The organism is Streptomyces sp. R44, from assembly GCF_041053105.1.
In the GTDB taxonomy this organism is placed as follows: Bacteria; Actinomycetota; Actinomycetes; order Streptomycetales; family Streptomycetaceae; genus Streptomyces.
This window is the reverse complement of the sequence record NZ_CP163444.1, coordinates 8,584,491-8,608,226: the sequence shown is the minus strand read 5'-3', so window position 1 is coordinate 8,608,226 and position 23,736 is coordinate 8,584,491. Positions and strand designations below refer to the sequence as shown.

Sequence of the window (23,736 nt, the reverse complement as noted above, 5' to 3'; positions counted from 1 at the left end):
GGAGCAACAGATGAGAGGCCCCGGGCCCACCCCTCGACCTTCCCGTGTCCGCGCGCGCGGCGCGGCGATCGCCGCGTTCGTGGCGCTCGCCCCCCTGCTCCCCGCGGCAGCCGTCGCCGTCGGGACGCTGAAGGTCGACACCTCGCTGCCCTACGTCTGCACCCTGCCCTCGGGACAGCAGTCCGCGACGGTACGGATCACGGCGGCCTTCCCCGACCGGGCGGCCCCCGGCGAGGAGATCAAGGCCACCGACGTCACCACGACGGTGGAACTCCCGGCCGCGGCCGACCTCAGGGCCTCCCTGGGCTCCGCCGTACGGGCGGAGACCCGGCTCACGGTCGACGTGGCGCAGAACGAGCAGCGCGCGCAGGCCACATGGAGCGGCACGGCGCAGTCTCTCGACGTCCCCGCCGAGGGGCCGCTCGTGCTCACCACGACCGGCGACGTGCCGGCCCTGACGACGGACACCACCGGCGATCTGACCCTCACCGCCGCGGGTCTCGCCCTCGACCTCGCCCCCGGCACGACCGGCGACGCACCCACCGCCCCCGCCTCCCTCTCCGTCACCTGCGTCCCCGGCCAGGACGCGGGGGGCCGGACGCTGCTCGCCACCGTTCCGGTCGGTGCCGGCACCAGGGAACCGAGCACCCCTCCCCCTTCGCCGTCCGCCCCTTCGGCGTCCCCCTCCTCCCGGCCGTCCTCCCCCTCGGGACGGACGGTCCCGGTGATGCCGGGAACGGCGGCCGGCCCCGTCCCGAAGGCCCCGCGGAACGGGCAGCAGGCGGACCGGGGCAGGGGCCCGACGGTGACCGAGGAGGACACGCCCGGCACCCCGGCGGCCCGGCCGGCCGCACCGCCCTGCGTGACGGAGAAGCCGACCCCCACCTCACTGGCGGCGTACATCACCGGCTACTCCAACGTACGGAAGCTGAACGGCGCCAACATCATCCCGGTGTCCTGCGTCCTGATCGAGCAGGGCGAGCCGGTGTTCGACCCCCGGCCGGACGGAAGCTTCCACCTCCTCACCCCGTCGACGGGACACCTCTCCTACCAGGGGCGCAAGCAGACCCCTCCGTTCAAGGCCACCTTCCTGACGTTCGACTTCGCGCCGGCCACGGCCACCATGGTCCTGGAGCAGATCGGGACCATGACCGTCGACTCGGACGTCCTCCTGGTCTTCCCCGACAACCTCTCGGAGACCTACATCCGCGCCCGCTTCGTCCTGCGCGTGCTCGACGTCCGGGTCAACGGCACCCGGCTGGACGTCGGGCCCGACTGCCGCACCGAGAAGCCGCTCGGCTCCCCCGAGCCCGACCCCGCCAAGTACCCCGGGGACCACCTCGTACTTCTCGGCAAGGGGCAGCTCATCAACGGCACGGACGCGACGGGCTACCTCCTCACCGGCGGCGGCCCGCTCACCGGCGAGGTGACCATCCCCGCCTTCAAGGGGTGCGGCGCCGGCGGAGAGAACCTCGACAGGCTCCTCACCGCCTCCATCTCCGGCCCCGGCAACTACATCAAGCAGATCCAGGGCCAGACCTGCGCCGTGGGCGTCGAGGTGCCCACCGAGGGCCAGTGCACCGAGGACCGCCAGCCGTACGTGGTCCCCAAGCCCGAACGCTGAACCGACCCGCCCGTCCCCCCTCTCCCCGACGGAAGGCAACCGCCATGTCCCTCGTCCCCTCCCGCACGAGACTCGCCACCCTCTCCGCGCTGACCGCGCTCGGCGCCTTCGTCTCCCTCGGCACGGCGACCGCGGCCGCTCCGCAGCTGAACGGCGACTGGGCCCCGTTCGACCGGTGCCCCGTCGACGCCCCCGCGATCCTCGCCGCCGACGGCCTCGACAGGTCGCCGCAGTGCGTGTCCTCCTCCTCGGCCGGCGGCTCCATCAAGCTCGGCAACACCACGGTCGTCACCGGCAGGACGAACCTCCAGTTCGCCGTGGTCCAGAACGCCGACGGCACCAACACCGTCGTCCCCCCGCCCGCCGGCGCGCTCATCGCGGACTCCGCCACCGTCCCCGGCGGCCTGCTCGGCCTGATGTGTCCGAGCGACATCCCCTTCATCACCGACATCTGCCGGCAGCTGTCCGACGCCAACCTCAACAAGATCACCGCCACCATGGAATCGGTCGGCACGCCCTCGAACTTCGACCAGATCGCGGGCGTCCTCACCGACATGCCGATCGTGACCGTCCCGGTCCGGATCCACCTGGAGAACCCGTTCCTCGGGAGCAACTGCTACATCGGGACGAAGTCCCACCCGATCCTGCTGCGCCCGAGCAACAAGACCGCGCCGGACTTCTCCGTCGAGCGCTTCAGCGGCGACGGGACCCCGAACGAGGAGGGCGACATGAGCCGCCTCAACCTCCTCGGCTCCACCCAGGTCGACACCACCTTCGCCGTCCCCGGCGCCAGCGGCTGCGGTCTGGGGCTCGGCCTGGTCAACGGCGCGGTCAACCTCAAGACGGGGCTGCCCGCCGCCTCCGGCCGGAACGTCCTCACCCTGAACAACACCCAGACCTACCTGACCGGCCTGTACGCCCCCGGCGTCATCGCCCCCGATGCCGGCAAGGTCTTCTCCCAGAACTGGCACTCGGCCGTCAGGTAACGGCCACCCAAGGTCGATTCCCGGCCTAGTCCGGCGCCGTACGGGCCTCCGGACCGCCAACTCTTGCGCAAGTTGTGTACAGCACACAGCAGTTGATTTAGCTTCAGCAGTCCCCGTTGGTACGCACCTGACGGCCGAGGCGGCGCCCACCCCACGACGGAGGGCGCCGCACCGCCGCTCCCCACCGGTCGCGCAGGAGAGCAAGGGATCGGTTCCATGCCCGCAACCGCACAGTCCCCGAACATCGGCGAGCCGCTCGACCCGCTCCCCAGGGAGTTCGCCGACCTGATGAGGCCGGAGATCCCGGGCCTCATCAAGGAGATCGGCATGGAGGTCCAGCGGACCTATCCCGTGTACGCCCATCTCTTCAACGGACCGCACTCGGACGCCATCCGCCAGGGCGTGGAACAGGCCCTGGCGGCCTTCGTGGAACGGGTCGCCACGCCCGGCACCAAGTCGGCCCTCCGGGACGAGCTCCTGCGCAAGTTCGGCCGCGTGGAGGCCTACGAGGGCCGCGACCTCGACAGTCTGCAGGGCGCCTACCGTCTCGGGGCGCGCATCGCGCTGCGCCGGGCCAAGAGCATCGGCCGCACCTACAACCTCTCCCCCACCCTGATCCTGGCCTTCGCGGACGCCCTCTTCGCGTACGTCGAGGAGCTCGAAGCCCTGTCCCGCGAGGGCTACGTCATGGCCCAGGCCCGTGCCGTGTCCGACGCGGCGGCGCGGAGAAGACAGTTACTCCACCTCGTCGTCGCGGGGCCGCCGCTGCCCCGGGCGACGATCGCCGAGCTGTGCCAGGAGGCCTCCTGGGAGCTCCCCTCCGCGTGCACCCTGGTGGCCCTCCGCCCTCCGGTCGCCGAGCTCATCCAGGCGGGGCTCGACCGGGACGTCCTGGCCGACCTCAGCCTCCCCCAGCCGCACCTGCTCATCCCGGGGCCGCTCACCCCGCAGCGCCTCGCGATGCTCGAATCCGCCCTGGCCGGCACCCCCGCCGTCGTCGGTCTGACCGTGCCGCCGGTGCAGGCCGCGCACTCCATCCGCTGGGCGCGGCGCGTGCTGCAGCTCATCGACGACGGCATCGTGGCGGACGCGCCCCTCGTGCACTGCGAGGAGCACCTGACAACGTTGTGGCTGCTGTCCGACCCGGCCCTCACGGCGCATCTCGCCGCGCGCGAACTGGCCCCGCTCGACGCCCTCTCGGGCACCCGGCGCGAGCGGCTGATCGAGACCCTGCGGGTCCACGTCTCCACGCGCGCCCCCGCCGAACAGGTCGGCGAGATGCTGGGCGTGCACGCCCAGACGGTCCGCTACCGGCTGCGGAACCTGGACAACCACTTCGGCGACCGGCTCCTCGACCCCGACCACCGGTTCGCCCTCGAAGCGGCCCTGCGCTCGCTGCACCTCCACGGCAGGAAGCGCGCGGACTGAGCCTCGTACGCCTCCGCGCACCGCGGGAGCGTCAGTCGCGACGCCAGTCGGGGTGCAGGCGGATCTCGATGTCGTCGGACGACGCCTCCGGCGCCGGTTCGGCGGTCACGCGGACGTCCAGCGGGCGGCCGCTGCCGGCTTCGACGAAGGCCAGCGGCGGACGGCCGTCCTGCAGGTAGGTGTCACCCCACCGGATCAGCGACAGGAAGACCGGCAGCAGGTCCTCGCCCGCCTCGGTGAGCCGGTACTCGTCGCGGGCCCGCTTCCCCGGCTCCTGGTAGGGAGTGCGCGCCACGACCCCGGCGGATTCCAGCTGCTTGAGCGCGCGGGAGACCGAGGGCGCGGAGGTGCCGATCCTCGCCACGAAGTCCTCGAACCGGGTCGTGCCGTAGAAGCACTCCCGTACGACCATGAAGACCGTGCGGGTGCTGAGCAGGTCGAGCACCCGGCCGGCCGAGCACCCGTCGCCGATCGACCACGCGTCCCGGTCGCTCAATCGCTTCTCGAACCTCATCGCCACGAGCCCAGTGTAGCTAATGCTTGCGTTACTCAGCCCTGGCGTGCTTGCATCTGACTAACGAGGTCGTTATCCAGATCTCCGGCCGAACGAGGAGTGAGTGCCGTGGTTGCGGTGATGGGCAAGGTGGTCGTGGTGACCGGCGGGCGGCGAGGGCTCGGCGCCGCGCTCGTGGACGAGGTGCTGGCGCGCGGGGCGAGCAAGGTGTACGCGACGGCCCGCTCGGCGTACGTGGACGAGCGACCGCGGGTGGTGACCACCGTGCTCGACGTCCGCTCGGCCGAGTCGGTCGCCTCCCTCGCGGAGCTCGCCTCGGACGCCGACATCGTGTTCAACAACGCCGGGGTCCTGCTGCCCTCGCCGCTGCTCACGGGTGACTTCGGGCAGACGGCCGAGACGTTCGAGGTCAATGTCTTCGGGCCGTTGCGGGTGGCGCGGGCGTTCGCGCCCGTCCTCGCCAAGAACGGCGGCGGAGCGCTGGTGAACATGCACTCCGTACTGTCCTGGCTGGCGGGCAGCGGAGCGTACGGGGCCTCCAAGGCTGCGGCCTGGTCCCTCACGAACTCGCTCCGGCTCGAACTGGCGCCGCAGCACACGCAGGTCGTCGGCGTGCACGCCGGATTCATCGACACGGACATGGTCTCCGCCCTCGACCGGAGCAAGGCGAAGCCCGCCGACGTGGCCGCGCGGATCGTGGACGGCCTGGAGGCCGGGGACGCCGAGGTGCTCGCCGACGACGTCAGCGTCACCGTGAAGTCCGCGCTGTCCGGTCCCGTGGAACACCTGACCTTCTCGGCCGCCGGCTGACCCCCCTGCCCCCCTACCCCCTGACTGAGGAGCCACGAACCCCCATGCCCCTGTGGACCGTTCACCACACGCCGGGAATCTTCTCCGCCGAAGAGAAGCACCGGCTCGCCTCGACCGTCGCGGACCATTACGAGAAGGTCGGTCTGCCCCGCTTCTACGTGGTCACCCTGTTCCACGAGACCCGACCCGAGGACTTCTACGTCGGAGGCGAGCCCGCCCCGATCGCGGTCCGCATCACCATCGACCACATCGCCCGGCGCAACCCCGACGAGGACAGCAGGCGCCGGACGGCCCGCTGGATCAGGGAGATGGTGCGCCCCCACCTCGAACGGCACGCCGGGCTCCACTGGGAGTTCCACGTCGACGAGACCAGCGAGGAGCTCTGGATGATCAACGGGATCGTCCCTCCGCCCGGCGGCTCCGACACGGAGCGGCTCTGGGCGGAGGAGAACCGGGCGACCGCCTACTGATCACCCGGCCGGGACGGTGATCTCCCTCTTGAGGATCTTGCCGCTCGGTCCCAGCGGCAGCGCGTCCACGAGCCACACCCGGCGCGGGTACTTGTAGGCCGCCACGCGGTCCTTGACGTACTCCCGCAGTTCCTCGGGGGTGGCCTCCGCGCCGGGGCGCAGCACGACCGCGGCCGCGACCTCCTCGCCCAGTTCCGCGTGCGGGATGCCCACGACGGCGGCGAGGGCGACGGCCGGGTGCTCGTGGAGGACCTCCTCGATCTCGCGCGGGTAGACGTTGTAGCCGCCGCGGATGATCATGTCCTTCTTGCGGTCGACGATGTAGAGGTAGCCGTCCTCGTCGGCGCGGGCGAGGTCACCGGTCCGGAGCCAGCCGTCGGGGATGGCGGCCTCGGTCTCCTCGGGGCGGTCCCAGTACCCCTGCATCAGGTTGGGGCCGCGGACGGCGAGTTCACCGATCTCGCCGGGGGCCACGTCCTGTCCCTTGTCGTCGAGCAGCCGCACCTCGACGTCACGGATGGGGGTGCCGATGGAGCCGGCCTTGCGGGGCCGGTCCGGGTGGTTGAAGGTGACCACCGGGCTGGTCTCGGACATGCCGAAGCCTTCGAGGACGGGACAGCCGAAGCGCCGCTCGAAGCCGTGGAGGATCTCGACCGGCAGCGAGGCGCCGCCGGAGATGCACATCCGCAGCGTCGACACGTCCGCGTCCGAGGGGTGCTGGAGCAGCGCCGCGTACATGGTCGGCACGCCCTCGAAGACGGTGGCCCGCTCGCGGGCGATGGCCGCCAGGACGGCCCCCGGGTCGAAGCGCGGGATGAGCACGAGCGAGGCGCCGCTGCGGACGGCCGCGCTCATGGTGCAGATCTGGCCGAAGATATGGAACAGCGGCAGGCAGCCCACCACCACGTCCTCCGGCGTCATCTCCTGGATGTGGACGCTGTTGACCTCGGTGTTGTGCCGCAGCCCGCCGTGGGTGAGGACCGCTCCCTTGGGGCGGCCGGTGGTCCCGGAGGTGTACAGCAGCACGGCCATGTCCTGGTCGGCCTTCTCGTCGACCTCGCGGAGGGGTTCGTGCCGGGCCAGCATGGCGGCGAACTCGCCGGGTTCGACGGCCGTGTGGCGCACGCCCGCGGCGGCCGCTCCCTGAGCGCCCTCGCCCGGCGCCTGGTGCCACTCGAAGAGCCGCACGGCGCGGGCGTCGGCCAGGTGGTACTCCGTCTCCCGGGTCTTCAGGAGGGGGTTCATCGGAACGACGGCCGCGCCGGCGCGGAGGATGCCGTAGTACAGCACGACGAACTCGGGAACGTTCGGCAGCATCAGCGCGACCCGGTCCATGGGCCGCACCCCCTCGGCCCTCAGCAGGGCGGCGACGCGGGCGCTGCGCTCGTCCAGCTCCGCGTACGTGATGACCTGCTCCCCCAGGCGCAGCGCGGGACGCTCGGGCTGCCGCGCAGCCGTCTCCACGAGGAACCCTGCCAGATTGGCCATGACCCGCCTCCGTTACACGGAATCGCCGAATGTTTACATCGTCGACATCTTGCAGGGGTATGCGGTCCCGGCCTATGGCCGGTACGACAACGGATGACCTTCCTGATTGTCACCGGCAACAATCCAGCGGCGCTAAGCTGCACGAATGATCCTTTCGGGTGTGGCGGCGACGCTCCAGGCGGGGCTTCCGGAACTGGGCGAGCGCATGGCGCTGCGCATCCGCGCGGAGGTCGAGGCGTACGAGGACGAGTCGCTGATCCCGCTGGAGTCCCTGCGCCTCTCCTGCACCGCCAACGCGGACCTGATCCTCACCCACCTCCGCCTCGGCGGCACCCCGGACGCGAGTTCGGCCCGTGACACCGGCCGGCTCCGGGCCGAGCAGGGGGTACCGCTGGCGGACACGCTGCACGCGTACCGGATCGGCTCGCAGCTCCTGTGGACGGAGATCCTGGCCGAGGCCCGGGCCCGCCCCGAGATCTCCGACGACCTGCTGCTGTCGGAGTCGACGGAGTTCTGGGCGTTGTCCGGTCTGTACGCCGAGTCGGTTGCGGTGGCCTACCGGGAGACGGCCGCGGAACTCACCTCACAGGGCCAGGCACGGCGCTCCGCGCTGGTGGAGGCGCTGTTCACCGGGATCGTCACCGACCGCACGCTGTGGGAGACCGCCCGCGAACTGGGACTGCCCGAGCACGGGCCCTATGCGGTCGCCGCGGCGGAGGCCGGCACTCCTGGCGAGGAACCGCTCACCGGAGCGGAGGCCGCGCTGCGGCAGGCGAACCTGCCGTCCGCCTGGAGACTCCTGCCGGACCAGCAGCTCGCCCTGATCGCCCTGCCGACGGCGGCGGAGGAGGCCACGTGTCTGCGCATCCTGCGCCGGACGCGGGCCCGCGTGGGCTTCAGTCCGCGCTTCCGGTCGTTGCGGGACACGCCGCAGGCCCTGCGCTTCGCCCGTCTCGCCCTGGCCGGGCTCGAAGGCACCGGCCCCGGTGTGGCCCGCTTCGACGACAATCCGCTGGCCATGGTCGTGGCGGCCGCTCCGGCCGAGGCCGCGCACCTGATGGAGGTGGTGCTCCGGCCGGTGCTCGATCTGCCGGCCGCGGAACGGTCCCGGCTGCTGCGCACCCTGGAGCACTGGTTCGCCGCCGCCGGCTCGGCCGCCGCCGCGGCCCGGAGCCTCTTCGTCCACCCGAACACCGTCCGCTACCGTCTGCGGCGCGTGGAGGAACTGACGGGCCGCTCCCTCTCCGACCCGCGGGCGGCCGCGGACATCGGCGCGGCACTCCTCGCGGTCCGCAATCCGAAGACCGGTTGAGTCATTCCACGTCGATGATGTGCATCGCGGCCTCCTCGGCGGACGCGGCGCCGCCGTCGATGCCGAGGTCCCGGGCGTTCAGTTCGTGGCTGACGGGGCCCGTCCCCTCGTCCTCGGACATCAGGCGGCCCGCGCGCCGGCCGCCGACCTGGTCGTCCAGGAGCTCGCCGTCGGTGTCCGTCGTGTCACCGAGGCCGTCGCCGTCGAGGAGCGGGAACTCCGGCTCCTCCTCCGCCAGGCGCTCGTCGAGGGACTCACCGTGTTGCCGTTCGGCCGCGGTCACTCCCGCGTGCTCGGCTCCGAGAGGGCGTTCCGGTGGCGAGTACCCCGCGTCGAGGGGGTCGCCGGCCGGTCCCTCCAGGGTGTCCTCGTAGTCCAGGACACCCGCGTCGTCCTGGACTTCGCTGCCGTCGGGCTGGTAGACGTCATCGCCCCACGTTTCCGTACCGGTCATGTGGAACTCCGTTCCTCACCAGGTTCACGACGGCTCTCGCCCGGCTTCACTCCTCCCGTTGGAAGTCGGCCTCCGCCCGCTCGTCGTCGAGGTCGGACTGGGCCTTCGCGTACAGGTCATGCACGAAACTCCGAGCGGCCTCGGGCGAGATGCCGACGCCGAGCCGGAGCAACCGACCCGTCCACTGGCCGAGTGGGTCGTCGGGTTCGGTCATGACGCCTCCTGAGAGGGAGTGCGGTCGATACCGGCTGCCGTATCGGACGCGTGGCGGTCAGGACGGGGACCGGCCGGGCGCATTCGACGGGCGTCGAATCCCTGTTCTCCCTTCCATGGTCCCCGCCTGGGGTGCGAACGCAACCCGATGCGGTGGCTAGTCCACCCACCCCCGCAGCAGCTCCTCGCGCTGCGACGCGCGGGGCGACCCGCCCTCCCGGGCGCGCCCCCACTCCGACATCGCCGCCAGCGTCGTGGCCATCGTCGCCTCGCCCTCCGTGAGGCGGGACAGCAGGGCGCGGGAGAGCTCGACCTCGGTCGGGGAGTAGCCGACGGCCGCGGCCACGTACGCCTTCAGCTCGTACGCGCCGTCCTCCGACTCCAGGCCCAGCGTCATCATCGGCGGGGCCTCGCCCCCGAGGCCCGGGCCCAGGGTCATGGCGAGGTTCATCACCACCTCCAGGGCCACGTCCGTGACGACACCGACCTGTCGCTTCAAGGACTTCACCGGGACGTCCGCCACCGTCAGGGCACGTATGTCCTCCCACAGGTGGAGGCCGGACTGTCCCTCGCCGAGGACCACCACGCCGTCGGGGGTCAGGCGCACCCCGGGCGCCAGACCGGACGGCTTCGCGCCCACGTACACGTCGCCCTCGGCGATCCAGAACAGGCCCACCATGGCCATGGCTTGCTCACTTCCCCCGACGGCAGCACTCCGCCGCCGTGTCACACATCAGAAAACGATCAGGTCGCCTTCCGGAACGCGTGCGAGGGTCGGGAAGTTCCCCGCTCAGCGGCTCGTGGACAGCCAGGCGCGGTAGCCGCGCAGGGCCACCCGCTGCTTCCGGTACTCGGAGACGAGGGCGATCGCCGGATGCGTACCGGGCCTGGGCTCGCTGCCGCGGGCGAGGCGGCGCATCTGATGGCGGACCTGCGCCATCCCGGCGGCCGAGGCGAGGGTCTTGTCCGACCAGGTCACCGGCGCGAGCTGCCGCTCGGCCTCGCGATCGCTCCTCCAGCGGTCGGGCAGGTCCGGGGTGACGGCGAGGGCGGTGCCCATCCCGACGACCGCGACGCCGCTGTCGAGGACCTTCTCGGCCGTGGCGCGCCGGGTGATGCCGCCGGTGAGCATCAGCGGGAGGGGGCTGGTCCTCACCAGGTCCTCGGCCTGGTCCAGGAAGTAGGCCTCACGGGCGCGCGTGCGGTCGTCGGCGGGACGGCCGGCCATCGCCGGGCTCTCGTAGCTGCCGCCGGAGAGTTCGACCAGGTCCACGCCCAGCGGTTCGAGCAGTTCGATCACCTGGCGCGCGTCGTCGGCCTCGAATCCGCCGCGCTGGAAGTCGGCGGAGTTGAGCTTCACCGCGACCGCGAAGGACGGCGAGACGGCCGCGCGCACCGCGCGGACGACGTCGAGGAGCATCCGGGCCCTGTTCTCCAGGGATCCGCCCCACCGGTCGGTCCGCTTGTTCACGAGCGGGGACAGGAACTGCGAGAGCAGATAGCCGTGCGCGGCGTGGATCTCGACCCCGTCGAAGCCGGCCTGCTCGGCGCGGTGGGCCGTGACGGCGAACCGGGCCACGGTGTCCTCGATCTGCTGCGGGGTCATGGCGGTCGGCCGGCCGAAGCGGCCGCTGTGCCTGCCCAGGTCGACGGCGACGTCGGACGGGCCCCACACGACGCCGGGCATGTCCGAGGCGACCTGGCGGCCGGGGTGGTTGATCTGCATCCAGACGGCGCCGCCGCCGGACTTTCCGGCCTCGGCCCACTCGGCGAAGGGCGCCAGGGGCGCGTGCTCGTCGAGGACGACTCCGCCGGGGCCGGTCAGCGCCTCGGCGTGCACCATCACGTTGCCGGTGATCAGCAGCCCGGTGCCGCCGGCGGCCCATCGGCGGTACAGGGTCAGCAGCCGCCGGTCGGGGAGCTGGCCGTCACCGGCCATGTTCTCCTCCATGGCCGCCTTCGCGATGCGGTTGTTCAGTATCTGCCCGGAGCGCAGGGGCAGCGGCGCGAACAGCTCGCTGGTCATTCCGGTTCCCTCTTTCTTCTCCCCCGCCTACGATGTATGCACCACAAACATTAAGCCCCGATGTAAGCGGCGCAAACATAAAAGAGTGTGACCTATGTCGCAAACCGGTACGTATCACCACGGCGATCTGCGCGCCGCCTGCCTGCGCGCCGCACGGGAACTCCTGGAGGAGGACGGCAGCGCGGGACTCTCGCTGCGCGCGGTCGCCCGACGCGCGGGCGTGTCGGCCACCGCCCCCTACCGCCACTACGCGGACCGGGACGCACTCGTCTCCGCGGTCGCGGCGGACGGGTACCGCGAACTCGCCCAGCACCTGGCCGCGGCCCATCCCGCGCCCTCGACGCCCGACGACCTGGCGGCCGTCGCCGTCGTCTACGTGCGGTTCGCGCTCGACCACCCGGCGCTGTTCCGGGCGATGTTCGCCGAGCCCTGCGATCCGACCAGCGAGGAGCGGGTCGCCGCGACCGCCGTCATCACGGAGTACGTCCGCGGCATCGTCCGCGACGCGTTCCCCGGCGCGGACGAGACGGGCCCCCTCCCGACGACCGTGTGGGCACTCGTCCACGGCCTGGCGTTCCTGCACCTCGACGGCAAGCTGGACGCCTCCTCCCCCGAGGTGGTCGCCGGACAGGTGAAGGCGGCGGTGTCCGCCCTGTTCACCGCCTCACCGGCACTGCGAGCGACGGAGGAATAACCGGTTGCCCAGGAGCCGCGCACATGGTTCCCATGGTCACCATGAACACGCCATCATCTCCGTCCGAAGCCCGGCACAAGAACGGCTCCCCCGTCCGCCTGGGTGCGCTCGTCCCGCTCACGCCGCCCGGCTGGGTCGAGGCGGGCCGTCATCTGCTCGCGGGACTCGAACTGGCCGTGCGCGAGGTCAACGACGCGGGCGGGATCGACGGCAGGCCCCTGGAGCTCGTGGTGCGGGACACCGCGGCCGACCCCGAGCGGGCCGCTGCGGCCGTGGACGAACTGGCGGGCCTCGGCGTGGCCGCCGTGGCGGGTGAGTACCACAGCGTCGTCGCCCGCGCGGCCGCCGCCCGGGCCGACGCCCTCGGTCTGCCGTTCCTGTGTTCGTCGGCGGTGCTCGACGCGCTCACCGAGGAGCCGACGGACCGGGTCGCACGCCTGGCCCCGGCGCAGTCGCGCGGCTGGCGGATCTACGCGGACTTCCTCCTCGCCTCGGGTCGGCCCCGGATCGCCGTGGCCACGCAGCCGAGCGTCTACTGGGCGACCGGCACCCGCGTCCTGCGGGACCATCTGGCTTCCCGGGGCGGCAGCGTCGTCGAACTCGACGCCACGGCGCTGACCCCCGAGGCCCTGTGCGACGCGCTCGTCGACCACGGCGCCGCGGCACTCCTCCTGCTGGTCGGCAGCCCGGAGCCCGCGGTGCCGATCGTCCGGGCCGTACGGGGCGACCGGCGGCTCGCGGAGCTGCTGATCGGCGCTCCGGCCGGGCAGCCGGAGTTCGCGGGATGGGCCGCGGCGCTCGGCGAGGACGGCGCCGGGATCCCGTTCCTGCGCTATCTGCCCGAGCGGCTCGGACCGCTGGGCGAGCGCGTCGGGAAGGAACTCGCCGAACGGCTCGGCGAGGCGCCCTCCTTCGTCGCCTTCGAGGGCTGGGACACGATCACCGTCCTCGCCGAGGCGTTGCGTTCCCACGGCACGGACCGGGCGGCCGTCGCCGAGTCCTGGCCGCGCGTGACCGTCGAGGGCACACGCGGGCCCATCCGTTTCTCCCGCGCGCCGGGCATCGGCGTGTGGCAGTGGACGTGGGCCCCGATCCAGGTCGTCGACCGGGACCCGGCAGAGCCCGATCGCTTCCGGGTCCTCCACTCCGACTGAGGGATCCGCACCACCTCGGACCGCCCCACGATCGTGCGGACTATGCCACGGGACGTTGACATCGGGGTACCCCGATCGAGTGGGAAACCCCCTGGTTCGCCGGATATCGCCTGGTCACCTGCTTTCCTCTTGATCGTTCCGCCCGTCCACAGAGGAAAGAGACCCATCCATGAACCGTCTCGCTGTCTGCGTCGCTGCCGCCGTCTCGGCCGTCGCCCTCGCCGCAGGGCCGGCCGCGACAGCGGATCCCTCCCCGGGGAAGCACGGAGAAGCGGCCCGGCATCGCGCACCCGCCAAGCCGGCGAGCGAATCGGCCCGGCTGGCCCGTTCCATCCTGAACGCGAAGGGCATCACCTACGCCACGTCGCACGGGGGCGGCACCGACAAGGCGTCCCTCCCGCGGCAGAACCTGGTCGACGTCTCCAACGGGCGTGCGGCCAGGACCAGCCCCTGGGGTCACAAGAACGGCTCGCGGGTGGCGCTCGACACGCGGATGCTCAACGGTGTCCTGAAGCTCAACAGCCAGTACCGCTACAAGTTCCAGGTCTCGGAGTTCGTCGGTGGAAGGCACAGCGCCACCTCCAAGCACTACCTGGGCCGCGCGGTCGACGTGACCTGGATCAACGGCCGTCACGTGGGCAAGAAGGCCGATCACCGCGGGTTCATGAACGCCTGCCGCAAGCTCGGCGCCAAGCTGGTCCTCGGCCCCGGCGACAAGGACCACGGCACCCACGTGCACTGTCAGTGGTGACACGCTGACGTAGGAGACCGGCCGGGGCGGCCCGTGAGCGTCATGACGTCACGGGCCGCCCCACGACCCGATCGCTTCCGGGAGCCGGGAGGGCCTCAGGCGCTCGCGCGCCGAATGTGCAGGTGGCCGTCGTGGGGGAAGGCGGGAGGCGACGCGGGCAGGATGCTGTCGAAGTCGTACCCGGTCTTCTGCGCGACCCGGCACGACGCCGGGTTGTCCACCTGATGCAGGAGTTCGAGACGCTCAAGACCGTCGGCCTCGAAGGTGTCGAAGGCCCAGCCGGTGAGGGCCTCCAAGGAGCGGGGGGCCACTCCTCGCCCACGAGCGCGGGCCGCGGTCCAGTAGCCCACCTCCGCCGCCGGTTCGCCGGGAGTGGCTTCCTTCAGGACCACACTGCCGACCAACTGTCCGTGCACCGAACCCGGTTCCTCGGCGAGAACGGCGAAGCCCAACCGGTCCCCCGCCGTCCAGCCCCGCTGCTGGGCTCGCACCCACTGTGCCGCCGCTTCGGCTTCGTCGTCCACGCCGGAATCCGCCCACAGGCGCAATCCCGGATCCCGGCCCACCTCGACCAGTGCGGCGACGTCCTCCATGCGCCAGGGACGGAGGACGAGAGCGGGAGAGGCCGGCGTCGCGGCCGCGCGAAGGACGACAGAGGCATTCATGAACTGATCATATGCAGCGGGCATTTCACCCGGCACCGACCCGTCCGGCCGGTGCTCACGACCCGGCCGCCCGGTCGGAGTCGCTGCGCAGGACGCAGAACTCGTTGCCCTCGGGGTCGGCGAGGACGGCCCAGCCCGAGCCGTCGGGATTCCGGTGGTCCCCCACGAACGTGGCGCCGAGGCCGAGGAGTCGCTCCACCTCCTGATCGCGCGAGGTCTCGGGGCGCAGGCACAGATGGAGCCGGTTCTTGACCGTCTTCGGCTCGGGCACCCGGTTGAAGTACAGCACCGGGCCCTGGGCGAGGAGCACCTGTGTCTCCCGGGCGCCCGGCCTGTCCTCCGGACCCAGCGGCCGGCCCGTCACCGCGCTCCAGAACCGCGCCAGCTCATAGGGGTCCGCACAGTCGATCGCCATGTTCTGCACCACCGAAAACATGAGGGCGAGCCTATGCCGTGGCGGTTTTCGTCCGCACGTGGGCGCCCGGCTCCTCCCCGGTGGGTCTCGGGAGCCACCGCAGGGCGACCAGGCCGAGGGCGAGATGCAGTACGGCGGCCACGGCCGCCACCACGCGCATGCCGGTGACGAAGGCGGACTTGGCGTCGGCGGCCGTCGTGCCCGCCAGGCCCGGCAGGCGCAGCGTCGCGTCCAGGGTCGGGGCGAGGTCGGGGCCCTGCAGACGGAACAACAGGGCGGCGAGCGAGCCGAGGAGGGCGATCCCCAGGGCGTTGCCGAGCTCGTTGCTGGTCTCGGCGATCGCACCCGCCGAACCCGCCCGCTCGGGTGGGACCGCTCCGACGGCGGTGTCGGCGACGACGGCGAAGGAGATGCCGTAGCCGACACCGGCGGTCGCCGTGGAGGCGATGTACCAGCCGGTCCCGCCGGTGGCGGACGCGGGCAGGAGCAGGAGGAGACCGGTGGCGATGGAGGAGTGGCAGACGAGCAGGGCGGTGCGCCTGCCGATGCGGTCGACCAGGGCCGGGGTGAGGATGCAGGTCACCGTCAGGACGCCGGCCCCCGGCAGCGCCAGCAGGGCTGCGCGCAGGACGGGGACGTCGAGGACGGACTGCAGGTAGAGGCCTGCCAGGTAGGCGGTGGCCGACCATGCGGCCAGGGGCAGGAGGCCGGTGACCACCGCGACCGTGAAGACGCGGTCGCGGAAGAGGGAGAAGTCGATCAGCGGATGCTCCAGGTGTCGTTGCCGCACGCCGAACCAGGTCAGTACGCCCATGCCGGCGGCTCCCGCGAGCACCGCCGCCGCCGTCATCCCCTCGGCCGCGGCGTGCTTGAGCCCGTAGATCGCGAGCAGCAGACCGAGTGCCGAGGTCACCACGCTGACGGGGTCGACGCGTCCGGGGCGGTTCGCCCGCACCTCGCGGAGGAGACCGGGCGCGAAGGACAGGAACAGGGCGATCACGGGGAGGTTGACCAGGAAGACCGATCCCCACCAGAAGCGTTCGAGGAGGACGCCACCGACGACGGGGCCGATCGCGAACCCCGCCGCGAAGGCCGCGGCGAAGACGCCGACGGCGCGCGCCCGTCGCCTCGGGTCGTCGAACAGTTCGCTCAGGACCGCGAGCGCCGACGGAAGCAGGGTGGCTCCCGCGATCCCCATCGCGGCGCGGGCGCCGATGAGCAGCTCCGGCGTCGGGGCGAACGCGGCGGCTGCCGAGCCGACGCCGAAGAGGACCGCTCCGGTCACGAGGAGCCTGAGCCGGCCGTACCGGTCGCCGATGTTCCCGAAGGCGATGAGCAGGGAGCCCACGGCGAAGCCGTACACGTCCAGGATCCACAGTGCTTGACCGGCGCTGGGCTCCAGCGCCCGACCGATCCGCGGCATCGCGAGGAAGAGGATGGAGCCGTCCATCGAGACCAGCAGGACGGGGCCGAGGACGACCAGCAGACCGAGCCACGCACGGGCGTCGGTCGGACGTGAGGGGGGTTGCGTCATGCCGGCCACGCTCGGGCGTCGGCCGTAGGTGAAGTGGGTCGCGTCATGCCGGCCACGCTCGGCCCCGGCGCCGCCGGCGACCAGCCACCCGCCGTGGGTACACCCGACAGGTACACCCACCCGCGGCCGGGACTGCCTAGGCTCGACGGGTGGAGAGCCTCGGAGCATTCTTGAAGAGCCGTCGCGACCGGATCACCCCCGACCGGATCGGACTGCGCACCTACGGGACCGCCCGCCGCGTCCCCGGACTGCGCCGCGAAGAACTGGCCCACCTGGCGGGGGTCAGCGCGGGCTACTACACCCGGCTGGAGCAGGGCCTCGCCGAGACCGCCTCCGCGCAGGTGCTCGGCGCGCTCGCCCGCGTACTGGAACTGGACGAGGTGGAGACCGCGCACCTCCACAACCTCGCCCGGCAGCCCGGCGGCACCGGGCTGGCCGAACCACCGCCGGAGGAAGCCCACCCCCGTGTGCTCTCCCTGCTCGCCTCGCTGGCCGAGACGACCCCCGCGCTCCTGCTCGGCAGACGCGGAGACGTCCTCGCCTGGAACCGCACCGGCCACGCCCTCCTCGCCGGACACGTCGGCTTCGCGGCGCCCGAAAGCCCCGGCACCCGCCCGTCGATTCCGCGGATGTTCTTCCTCGACCCCCTCGCCCGGGATCTCCACCGCAACTGGGAGGAGCTGGCCCGCATCCACGTCGCCTACCTCCGGCTCACGGCCGGACGCTTCCCGACCGACGCGCGGCTCGCGAACCTCATCGGTGAACTCAGCATGCGCAGCGACCGGTTCGCCGGCCTGTGGGCGAGCGTCGAGGTCGCCGACTGCACCGTCGGCGACATGCGTCTGCGGCACCCCGTCGTCGGCGCCGTGAACGTCGCGTACCAGGTCTGGCTGCAACCGTTCTTAGCGATGTCGGCCGTTGTTGGTCGAATCACATGAAACCGGACTGGTCCGGTGACCCCGCGAACGGTGTTCGGGGTCTGGGAACAGCGCGAGTTGGCCACCGAGGTCCGGTCGAGTCTTGCCGCCCCTGGCGGGCGTGCTCGCTGTCCTGGGTGGGCTCGCTGTCCCACGCGCCGCCGGGATGGGCAGGGCCTGGCCGGTAGCTCTCCGCGCGACGATCCTCTGGTCATGTGCGGTCACACCTGGCCGACGCCGTGCTCGATGCCCGAGGGCGCGTCTGCCGATGGTCACCGATGCGCCGTGGTGGCGGGTGACCGTGGTCTGCTGGTTCTGCTTCTGGAGCGGGGCCTTCCAGTACCTGCCACCCCAGACGGAGGTGTAGGCGGGGTCGACGGCGATGACGACGAGCCCGGCGTGGAAGGCCATCGAGCGCAGGCGCTCGCGGAACCGGGTGGTGGGGATGCCGGCGACAGTGCGGCGGAACTTCTTCCCGCGCGCGCCGCGGCCCATGGTCTCGCGTCCGGTGGCGCGGGCGTCGTCGAAGCCGAGGTTCTCGATCGCGATACCCGCGCAGTGGTGGGTACGGGCGATGCGGAGCAGTTCGGAGATCGCGGCTCGCAGCCGGCCGTCCCGCCGGCTCGTCGGTCCGGTCAGGTCGAGGGGGACGGTGATCCGGGCGCCGACGGGGTTGCCGTGGGTGTCGAGGACGTAGGCGGCAAGGTGGTCGGCGTTCAGGTCGACGCCGAGGAGACTGCCGCCACCCGCGCGGATCTCGTCCGGGGTGAGGAGGGCGGCGTCCTCGGTGCCCCAGGAGGCGTCGAGGTACCAGCGGTCACGGCCGGGGGCATGGACGAAGTCGTAGCGGACGGCCCGATCGCCGGTCGCCCGGTCTAGCCATTCCTCACGGCGGTGGTGGAAGGTGACGGTGAAGGAGAACCGGTACCGGCCCCGGGGTGCGTTCGCCAGATGCCGCAAGGGCTCGGGCAGCACCATCGTCACCTCGCCCGTCTCCGGGTGGACGGTGATGGTGTAGTTGCCGTGCGGTGCGCCGGACTCGCCGTCAGCGGTGAGGAACAGCCGCTCGGACTCCCACCGTGTGCGCCACTGCTCCTCGGTGAGCTGCGCGTCCGCGAGGCCGTGGCGGGTCTTGAGCAGGCGCCGCCCTCCGATGACGACCGACGGGCGTCCGGCCTCGATGCGCCGTTCGACGGCCGCGAGGCGGCCCTTGAGGACCTGGAGGCGGCGCTGCTTCTCGAAGCGTTCGGCTTGGCTGCGATAGCCGCGCGTCCCGCTCTTGGAGCGCTGCCCACACTGGGCGGCCAGCCGCTTCTCGACAGCGTGCACGGCCCGACGCAGGGACGCGCGCTCGTCGAACAGGGCACGCGTGGAGAGCTGGTACTGGTCCTCGCTGGCCCGGGTCATCGCGCCGGCCCAGCGGGAGGAGGACACCGCCGTGAGGGACTTCTTGCGCGGGGCGCGCTGGTTGTCCTTCACCGCGACCTTGCCCAGGCTGATGCGCTCGGCGAGGTCGGCCCGCCCGCTGATGGTGGCCGAGGTGCTCGCCGACCGCGCGCAGCACGTACGCGTCCTGGGCCTCGACCTTGGCGCGGTCGCGTATGCGGGCTCCGGCCGGAGCGGCAACAGTGAAGGGGGCCGCGATCGTACGGAGTTCGCGCCTCTTGCCGCTGCGCTTCCTCGCCACGATCACGACCCCCTTCCGGAGCTGATCCACAATCAACAAGGAAGATCCTATACATGACCAAGCGTGGCCTACAAATAACCCTCTCCTGTGATGGACTTGACCGCCGCCGTCAACGCGCGGGCCTTCGCCGACCGCGCCCCGTACAGCCGCCCTGAAAAGGAGGTCACGACAGCGAGCATGTCCCGGACCAAGTCCCCCTCCTCGCTCCCTTCCAACTCCTCATCCCCGCCCACGATCTCCAGCCGGCACCCCCACGACGGCAACACCACCTCCGCCAGCAAGCCGGTCCCGAACCTGGCCAGACGCTCGTCGTGTGTCACCAACAGCGAAGTCACCCCCTCGGCCTGACACGCACGCAGCGCCCGCCTCATCCCCTTGCGCTTGTCCGACAGCCCGGAGGCGACATCGGTGAACTCCCCGGCCACGACCCGGCCCCCGGCCGCCGCACGGAGCCGTTCCATCTGACGTTCCAGAGCCCCCTCGGCGCGCTGGCGGTGCGAGGACACCCGCCCGTACAGCACCACGCCCCCAGACGCCGGCACCACCGGGTTACCCCGCCGCCGCGCGAGCGCGTTCAGATCCGCGACCCGGAACACCCGACGCCCGCCCGGCGAACGCCGATCCTCCAATACCCCCTCCAGGGTGTAGCGGCGCAGCGTCCGAGTGGACACCCCCAACCGCTTCGCCGCCTTGCCCGCAGAGACCCAGTCCTCAGCCTTGTCACTCATGTGGGCGACTGTATGACCTACCGTGGCCTATAACCGAATCAACTGCTACCAACCCGACAGTCCCGGCCACCGCTTGGAGATCTACACCCCCGACGACGCCTCGTCCGCGGAAGCGCTCGTCGCCCTGCGCCGACGGGTGCACACGGGCAGTGCGCTAAGATCACGTATGGCGTAATGGAAGTCAACGCCTGTGCCTCACCGTGGGATCCGGGTCTGTCGTGCGTCCGCCGTCGATTCGGCTGCGCGTGACGGCACTGCCCTCGCCGGGCGCGCCCGCTCCCGGGTTTCCGGAGCGTCTCCTTCCGTCAGTGCGCTACCGGCCGGCATCGATCCGCACTGCCCGTACGAGCCCCGCCGTTCCGTCGTTGAACGGTGTGCAGGCTCCTTGCTGGAGACGATGTGAAAATCCTTCCCGAGATCTCTCGTACGCTGAGTGAGTACCTCCTCATCCCCGGCCTGACCACAGAAGACTGCACACCGGACAATGTGGATCTCGGGGCGCCGCTGGTGCGTCACCGGGTCGGTGAGGAGCCGGGAATCCGGATCGCCACCCCCATGGTGAGCGCCATCATGCAGGCGGTGTCGTCACCGACGCTCGCGGTGGCGCTCGCGCAGGTCGGCGGGCTGTCGTTCGTCCATCAGAACCAGCAGATCGAGGAGCAGGCCGCGGACGTGCGGGCGGTGAAGCGGCACAAGGCCGGCTTCCGGACCTGCGAGGTCACCGTGGCCCCGACGACGCCGCTCGGCGAGGTCGCCCGGCAGCTGGCCGACACCGAGCAGGGCGTGGCCGTGGTCACGGCGACCGGTGACGCGGACGGCGAGTTCCTCGGGATCATCAGCCTCGACGACTTCCATCTGGAGCGTCACGGGGCGTCCGAGACCGCCGGAAACCGGATGCGGGGCCGCGACGGCCTGGTCACCGCGCCGGCCACCGTCTCCCTGTCCGACGCGAACGAGCTGATCTGGCAGCACCATCTGGACGTCCTTCCCGTCCTGGAGGACGGCCGGGTCGTCTCCCTCGTCCTCAAGCGGGACTACCAGGCGCATAAGACGTACCACCGGGCGAGCGTGGACGCCGAGAAGCGGCTGCGCGTGGGCGCCGGCATCAACTCCCGTGACTTCAAGGACCGCATCCCCGCCCTGGTGGAGGCCGGCGCGGACGTGCTGTGCCTGGACTCCTCCGACGGCTACTCCGTCTACCAGGCGAAGACCGTCGAGTTCGCGCGGGAGACGTACGGCGACGACGTCCACGTGGGTGCGGGGAACGTCGTGGACGGGCGGGCCTTCCGGTACCTGGCCGACGCCGGCGCGGCGTTCGTGAAGGTCGGGATCGGCGGCGGCGCCATCTGTACCACCCGGGCGCAGAAGGGCATCGGCCGCGGCCAGGCCTCCGCGCTGCTCGACGTGGTGGAGGCGCGCGACGCCTACGCCCAGGAGACCGGGGTGTACGTGCCGCTGTGCTGCGACGGCGGTCTGCTGAACGACTCGCACATGGCGATGGCCCTGGCGATGGGCGCGGACTTCATCATGCTCGGCCGTTACTTCGCCCGCCTCGACGAGAGCCCGTCGCGGAAGATGCAGATCGGCGGCCAGTGGTACAAGGAGTACTGGGGCGAGGGCTCGCGGCGCGCGCAGAACGCGGCCCGGTACGGCCAGCGCGGTCAGATGGTCTTCGAGGAGGGCGTCGACGGCTATGTGCCCTACGCGGGCAGCCTGTACGACAACGTGGAGCGGACCCGGGCGAAGCTCACGTCGACGATGATCAGCTGCGGTTCGACGAACCTGCGGGACTTCCACCGCGACGCGGTGCTCGTTCCGGTGTCGGCGGAATCCTTCAAGCAGACCGGTGCCGAGGTGCAGCTGCGCCGCCCGACGATCGACTCCGGGGAGTGATCCGACCGGCCGGGGCGGCGACCCGTCCCGGCCGGTGCCCTGTGGACGAGGGCCGAAAAGGCCGGGCGTTGTCGGCGTCGTGCCGTGCAGGATGGTCTCCGTGAGCCCCTTCTTCGAATCGTCCACGCCCCGCCCCGTCCTGCTCGGCCAGTACCCGCTGTGGGACGAGGCTCTCGCCCTCGTCAACCGGGACCTCGCGGCGACCTTGCCGGACCAGGAGACCCTGCGGCTGCTGGAAGCGCCCGTGTACGGGGAGGCCGAGAACGTCTACGTGGCCATGGCCAACGGCGAGTGGCACGGCAACTTCCTGGAGCCGGAGTCGGCGGACGATCCCGTGTGCGCGCTCGCGGCCATCGCCGACGCCGCGCAGGACACCGTCTCCGAGCTTCTCTGGCAGGCATGGCCGCTGTGCGCAGAGCACGGTCTCGGCATGCATCTGCACGAGGTGGACGGGCAGCCGTCCTGGTGGTGTGCGGGCGGGCGCACCCCGCACGATCCCGCGCACGTCCGGGCTGCCGTGGGCGCTCTCGACACCCTCGTCCGCCCGCACCGGCCGAACCGCAAGCGCCGGCGTCAGCCCGGCCTCCGGGATGACTAGGCTGTCGATCATGAAGCCCGCCATGCCCCACGACGCGACCCCCCGGCCCGCCCTCCTCGACGCGGTGGAGCTGACCTCCGACGCCGGCCTGCGGGAAGGGTTCGTCGAGTCGGCCCACCGGATCCTCGCGGACCTGGTCCGTGGCGGGGCCGCGCTGGGCTGGGTCGAACCGCCCTCACCGGACGAGGCGGCGGAGCTCGTGGACGATGTCCTCGCCACCGTGCGGACCGGGGACGGGGCCCTCCGGGCCGCCTACGTCGACCGTCGGCTCGTCGGTTTCGGATACTGGCTCCGCTACGCGCGGCCGACGCATCGACCGCACGCCGACCTCGAGAAGCTCGCGGTGGACAGCGCCGCCCAGGGTCTCGGCGTCGGCCGGGCGCTGACCGCCGCGCTGATCGCCGACGCCCGGGAGGCGGGGATCGAGGTCCTCACCCTGGACGCCCGCGGCGACAACGCCGACGCGCTGCACCTCTACCGGACGCTGGGCTTCACGGAGTACGGCCGGCTGCCTGACTTCGTCGCGGTCGGCGAACGCCGCTACGACAAGGTCTTCTGCATGCTGGACTTCCGCCGGCAGGACTGAGCGGGGTCGACCGCGACACCTGACCCCCTACTCGGGTACGACGGCGCCTTGGCACCGTGGTGTGACGTGGTCGACGGAGGCCTCCCCCTACTCTCCGGGCGTCGGCAGCGGCCGGCGATCACGAGAACGGGGACAGGCCATGTCATTCCTTGCCGCACGGCGCGCTCGCAACTCGCGGGCCTCGGGCTCCGCTTCGCCCGCGCGCACCGCGCGATTCGCGCGCCGGGTGGGGTATGCCGCGGCGCTGCTTCCGGCCGCGGTGGTGACGGTCGGGGCCGTCGTGGCCGGGCGGTCGGACAGGGCACGCGCCTTTTGGGCCCGGGTCGACGAGCCGGATCCGGCACTGCCCGCCGTGGCCCGGCGGCCCGGGGCGGGGCGCCTGCTCGCGCACGCGCTGGTGTGCGTGCCGCTGGGGCTGCTCGCCCTCATCCCCGTCGGCATCGAGGTCCTGTTCGTGCTGCGCGGGGTGCTGTACGGGCTCGTCGACCAGGGCCCGTACGACCATTCCTGGGGCGGCCCGACTCTGGCGGGGGCCTGGATCACGCACTTCCTCGTCGCCCTGCCGTTCGCGGCCGCCGGCCTGGGCGCCCTCTGGCTCATCGACCGGCTGCGCTCGCGACTGGCGGGCCGGCTGTGGGGGCGCAGGGTGGGGGCGGGTCCCGTGTTCGCCCTCCTGGTGTCGTCGGCTGCCGGCGTCGTCCTGGTCATCGCCTGGATCCACCAGCTGTGAATCCGCGTGCGCGCGCCTGCCGCCCTCCGGCGCGGAGCAGGACGTGCCGGCCGGCCTGA

Annotated in this window: 25 protein-coding genes; 14 read left to right on the top strand and 11 right to left on the bottom strand. The window is 71.9% G+C overall.

Annotated elements, in window-relative coordinates:
- Positions 1–10 precede the first annotated feature (10 nt).
- From AB5J54_RS39775 to AB5J54_RS39765, 3 genes are all read left to right on the top strand, one after another.
- Positions 11–1,624, top strand: a complete 1,614-nt coding sequence (locus tag AB5J54_RS39775; RefSeq protein WP_369148875.1) for a DUF6801 domain-containing protein — start codon at positions 11–13, stop codon at positions 1,622–1,624.
- A 44-nt stretch (positions 1,625–1,668) separates the two neighbouring features.
- Entirely contained in the window at positions 1,669–2,610 is a 942-nt protein-coding gene (locus tag AB5J54_RS39770; RefSeq protein ID WP_369148874.1) for a hypothetical protein, read from the top strand.
- A 216-nt stretch (positions 2,611–2,826) separates the two neighbouring features.
- A complete protein-coding gene (locus AB5J54_RS39765) occupies positions 2,827–4,038 on the top strand; it encodes a helix-turn-helix domain-containing protein (protein ID WP_369148873.1) in 1,212 nt (403 codons plus the stop codon).
- 31 nt (positions 4,039–4,069) lie between these two features.
- Here AB5J54_RS39765 and AB5J54_RS39760 read toward each other — a convergent pair whose 3' ends face one another.
- On the bottom strand, positions 4,070–4,552 hold the full coding sequence (locus AB5J54_RS39760) for a winged helix-turn-helix transcriptional regulator (protein WP_369149611.1): 483 nt from the start codon (positions 4,550–4,552) through the stop codon (positions 4,070–4,072).
- 108 nt (positions 4,553–4,660) lie between these two features.
- Here AB5J54_RS39760 and AB5J54_RS39755 point away from each other — a divergent pair, with 108 nt between their 5' ends.
- Positions 4,661–5,362 (top strand): SDR family oxidoreductase, encoded by a 702-nt coding sequence (locus AB5J54_RS39755; RefSeq protein ID WP_369148872.1) that lies wholly within the window; start codon positions 4,661–4,663, stop codon positions 5,360–5,362.
- A 44-nt stretch (positions 5,363–5,406) separates the two neighbouring features.
- Complete coding sequence (locus tag AB5J54_RS39750; RefSeq protein WP_369148871.1) at positions 5,407–5,832, top strand: tautomerase family protein; 426 nt, start codon at positions 5,407–5,409, stop codon at positions 5,830–5,832.
- On the opposite strand, the gene AB5J54_RS39745 is transcribed toward AB5J54_RS39750, so the two are convergent.
- Positions 5,833–7,320: a long-chain fatty acid--CoA ligase gene (locus tag AB5J54_RS39745; protein ID WP_369148870.1), complete on the bottom strand. Its 1,488-nt coding sequence runs from the start codon at positions 7,318–7,320 to the stop codon at positions 5,833–5,835. It abuts the gene before it with no gap.
- Positions 7,321–7,465: 145 nt separating this feature from the next.
- Here AB5J54_RS39745 and AB5J54_RS39740 point away from each other — a divergent pair, with 145 nt between their 5' ends.
- Complete coding sequence (locus AB5J54_RS39740; RefSeq protein ID WP_369148869.1) at positions 7,466–8,632, top strand: PucR family transcriptional regulator; 1,167 nt, start codon at positions 7,466–7,468, stop codon at positions 8,630–8,632.
- 1 nt (position 8,633) lies between these two features.
- Here the strand turns inward: AB5J54_RS39740 and AB5J54_RS39735 are convergent, their stop codons facing one another.
- The 4 genes from AB5J54_RS39735 to AB5J54_RS39720 all read right to left on the bottom strand — a co-directional run bounded on the left by AB5J54_RS39735 (position 8,634) and on the right by AB5J54_RS39720 (position 11,325).
- Positions 8,634–9,086 carry a DUF5709 domain-containing protein gene (locus AB5J54_RS39735; protein ID WP_369148868.1) on the bottom strand — a complete coding sequence of 151 codons (453 nt, stop codon included), beginning with the start codon at positions 9,084–9,086 and terminating at the stop codon, positions 8,634–8,636.
- 46 nt (positions 9,087–9,132) lie between these two features.
- Positions 9,133–9,300, bottom strand: coding sequence for a hypothetical protein (locus tag AB5J54_RS39730; RefSeq protein ID WP_369148867.1), 168 nt, complete (start codon positions 9,298–9,300; stop codon positions 9,133–9,135).
- A 156-nt stretch (positions 9,301–9,456) separates the two neighbouring features.
- On the bottom strand, positions 9,457–9,984 hold the full coding sequence (locus AB5J54_RS39725; protein WP_369148866.1) for a hypothetical protein: 528 nt from the start codon (positions 9,982–9,984) through the stop codon (positions 9,457–9,459).
- A 105-nt stretch (positions 9,985–10,089) separates the two neighbouring features.
- Entirely contained in the window at positions 10,090–11,325 is a 1,236-nt protein-coding gene (locus AB5J54_RS39720; protein WP_369148865.1) for an NADH:flavin oxidoreductase/NADH oxidase family protein, read from the bottom strand.
- A gap of 94 nt (positions 11,326–11,419) precedes the next feature.
- Between AB5J54_RS39720 and AB5J54_RS39715 the strand changes: the two genes are divergently transcribed.
- From AB5J54_RS39715 to AB5J54_RS39705, 3 genes are all read left to right on the top strand, one after another.
- Positions 11,420–12,019 (top strand): TetR/AcrR family transcriptional regulator, encoded by a 600-nt coding sequence (locus tag AB5J54_RS39715; RefSeq protein ID WP_369148864.1) that lies wholly within the window; start codon positions 11,420–11,422, stop codon positions 12,017–12,019.
- Between the two features lie 41 nt (positions 12,020–12,060).
- Positions 12,061–13,173, top strand: coding sequence for an ABC transporter substrate-binding protein (locus AB5J54_RS39710; RefSeq protein ID WP_369149610.1), 1,113 nt, complete (start codon positions 12,061–12,063; stop codon positions 13,171–13,173).
- Positions 13,174–13,342: 169 nt separating this feature from the next.
- Positions 13,343–13,924: a hypothetical protein gene (locus AB5J54_RS39705; RefSeq protein WP_369148863.1), complete on the top strand. Its 582-nt coding sequence runs from the start codon at positions 13,343–13,345 to the stop codon at positions 13,922–13,924.
- 95 nt (positions 13,925–14,019) lie between these two features.
- Here the strand turns inward: AB5J54_RS39705 and AB5J54_RS39700 are convergent, their stop codons facing one another.
- Genes AB5J54_RS39700 through AB5J54_RS39690 form a run of 3 tightly spaced genes read right to left on the bottom strand, consistent with a single transcriptional unit; the run spans position 14,020 to position 16,538 of the window.
- Positions 14,020–14,589 (bottom strand): GNAT family N-acetyltransferase, encoded by a 570-nt coding sequence (locus AB5J54_RS39700; protein WP_369148862.1) that lies wholly within the window; start codon positions 14,587–14,589, stop codon positions 14,020–14,022.
- Between the two features lie 55 nt (positions 14,590–14,644).
- Entirely contained in the window at positions 14,645–15,025 is a 381-nt protein-coding gene (locus AB5J54_RS39695; RefSeq protein ID WP_369148861.1) for a VOC family protein, read from the bottom strand.
- A gap of 10 nt (positions 15,026–15,035) precedes the next feature.
- Positions 15,036–16,538 carry an MFS transporter gene (locus tag AB5J54_RS39690; RefSeq protein ID WP_369148860.1) on the bottom strand — a complete coding sequence of 501 codons (1,503 nt, stop codon included), beginning with the start codon at positions 16,536–16,538 and terminating at the stop codon, positions 15,036–15,038.
- 170 nt (positions 16,539–16,708) lie between these two features.
- Between AB5J54_RS39690 and AB5J54_RS39685 the strand changes: the two genes are divergently transcribed.
- Positions 16,709–17,476, top strand: coding sequence for a helix-turn-helix domain-containing protein (locus tag AB5J54_RS39685; RefSeq protein ID WP_369148859.1), 768 nt, complete (start codon positions 16,709–16,711; stop codon positions 17,474–17,476).
- Here AB5J54_RS39685 and AB5J54_RS39680 read toward each other — a convergent pair.
- Positions 17,441–19,081 carry a hypothetical protein gene (locus AB5J54_RS39680; RefSeq protein ID WP_369148858.1) on the bottom strand — a complete coding sequence of 547 codons (1,641 nt, stop codon included), beginning with the start codon at positions 19,079–19,081 and terminating at the stop codon, positions 17,441–17,443. The genes AB5J54_RS39685 and AB5J54_RS39680 overlap by 36 nt on opposite strands.
- A 129-nt stretch (positions 19,082–19,210) precedes the next feature.
- Entirely contained in the window at positions 19,211–19,870 is a 660-nt protein-coding gene (locus AB5J54_RS39675) for an IS607 family transposase (protein WP_369148857.1), read from the bottom strand.
- Between the two features lie 372 nt (positions 19,871–20,242).
- Between AB5J54_RS39675 and AB5J54_RS39670 the strand changes: the two genes are divergently transcribed.
- The 4 genes from AB5J54_RS39670 (at position 20,243) to AB5J54_RS39655 (ending at position 23,677) form a co-directional block, all read left to right on the top strand.
- Complete coding sequence (locus tag AB5J54_RS39670; RefSeq protein ID WP_369148856.1) at positions 20,243–21,763, top strand: IMP dehydrogenase; 1,521 nt, start codon at positions 20,243–20,245, stop codon at positions 21,761–21,763.
- Between the two features lie 100 nt (positions 21,764–21,863).
- Positions 21,864–22,361: a hypothetical protein gene (locus tag AB5J54_RS39665; RefSeq protein ID WP_369148855.1), complete on the top strand. Its 498-nt coding sequence runs from the start codon at positions 21,864–21,866 to the stop codon at positions 22,359–22,361.
- Between the two features lie 10 nt (positions 22,362–22,371).
- Entirely contained in the window at positions 22,372–22,947 is a 576-nt protein-coding gene (locus AB5J54_RS39660) for an N-acetyltransferase family protein (protein WP_369148853.1), read from the top strand.
- Between the two features lie 139 nt (positions 22,948–23,086).
- Positions 23,087–23,677 carry a hypothetical protein gene (locus AB5J54_RS39655; RefSeq protein WP_369148851.1) on the top strand — a complete coding sequence of 197 codons (591 nt, stop codon included), beginning with the start codon at positions 23,087–23,089 and terminating at the stop codon, positions 23,675–23,677.
- The last annotated feature ends 59 nt before the right edge of the window (positions 23,678–23,736 follow it).

Excerpts from the sequence above, each read along its gene's own strand:
- AB5J54_RS39690 (WP_369148860.1), bottom strand. The coding sequence starts at position 16,538 with ATGACGCAACCCCCCTCACGTCCGACCGACGCCCGTGCGTGGCTCGGT.
- AB5J54_RS39740 (WP_369148869.1), top strand. The coding sequence starts at position 7,466 with ATGATCCTTTCGGGTGTGGCGGCGACGCTCCAGGCGGGGCTTCCGGAA.
- AB5J54_RS39700 (WP_369148862.1), bottom strand. The coding sequence starts at position 14,589 with ATGAATGCCTCTGTCGTCCTTCGCGCGGCCGCGACGCCGGCCTCTCCC.
- AB5J54_RS39720 (WP_369148865.1), bottom strand. The coding sequence starts at position 11,325 with ATGACCAGCGAGCTGTTCGCGCCGCTGCCCCTGCGCTCCGGGCAGATA.
- AB5J54_RS39730 (WP_369148867.1), bottom strand. The coding sequence starts at position 9,300 with ATGACCGAACCCGACGACCCACTCGGCCAGTGGACGGGTCGGTTGCTC.
- AB5J54_RS39655 (WP_369148851.1), top strand. The coding sequence starts at position 23,087 with ATGTCATTCCTTGCCGCACGGCGCGCTCGCAACTCGCGGGCCTCGGGC.
- AB5J54_RS39770 (WP_369148874.1), top strand. The coding sequence starts at position 1,669 with ATGTCCCTCGTCCCCTCCCGCACGAGACTCGCCACCCTCTCCGCGCTG.
- AB5J54_RS39745 (WP_369148870.1), bottom strand. The coding sequence starts at position 7,320 with ATGGCCAATCTGGCAGGGTTCCTCGTGGAGACGGCTGCGCGGCAGCCC.
- AB5J54_RS39710 (WP_369149610.1), top strand. The coding sequence starts at position 12,061 with ATGAACACGCCATCATCTCCGTCCGAAGCCCGGCACAAGAACGGCTCC.
- AB5J54_RS39675 (WP_369148857.1), bottom strand. The coding sequence starts at position 19,870 with ATGAGTGACAAGGCTGAGGACTGGGTCTCTGCGGGCAAGGCGGCGAAG.
- AB5J54_RS39660 (WP_369148853.1), top strand. The coding sequence starts at position 22,372 with ATGAAGCCCGCCATGCCCCACGACGCGACCCCCCGGCCCGCCCTCCTC.
- AB5J54_RS39765 (WP_369148873.1), top strand. The coding sequence starts at position 2,827 with ATGCCCGCAACCGCACAGTCCCCGAACATCGGCGAGCCGCTCGACCCG.
- AB5J54_RS39750 (WP_369148871.1), top strand. The coding sequence starts at position 5,407 with ATGCCCCTGTGGACCGTTCACCACACGCCGGGAATCTTCTCCGCCGAA.
- AB5J54_RS39705 (WP_369148863.1), top strand. The coding sequence starts at position 13,343 with ATGAACCGTCTCGCTGTCTGCGTCGCTGCCGCCGTCTCGGCCGTCGCC.
- AB5J54_RS39725 (WP_369148866.1), bottom strand. The coding sequence starts at position 9,984 with ATGGCCATGGTGGGCCTGTTCTGGATCGCCGAGGGCGACGTGTACGTG.
- AB5J54_RS39715 (WP_369148864.1), top strand. The coding sequence starts at position 11,420 with ATGTCGCAAACCGGTACGTATCACCACGGCGATCTGCGCGCCGCCTGC.
- AB5J54_RS39695 (WP_369148861.1), bottom strand. The coding sequence starts at position 15,025 with ATGTTTTCGGTGGTGCAGAACATGGCGATCGACTGTGCGGACCCCTAT.
- AB5J54_RS39735 (WP_369148868.1), bottom strand. The coding sequence starts at position 9,086 with ATGACCGGTACGGAAACGTGGGGCGATGACGTCTACCAGCCCGACGGC.
- AB5J54_RS39760 (WP_369149611.1), bottom strand. The coding sequence starts at position 4,552 with ATGAGGTTCGAGAAGCGATTGAGCGACCGGGACGCGTGGTCGATCGGC.
- AB5J54_RS39775 (WP_369148875.1), top strand. The coding sequence starts at position 11 with ATGAGAGGCCCCGGGCCCACCCCTCGACCTTCCCGTGTCCGCGCGCGC.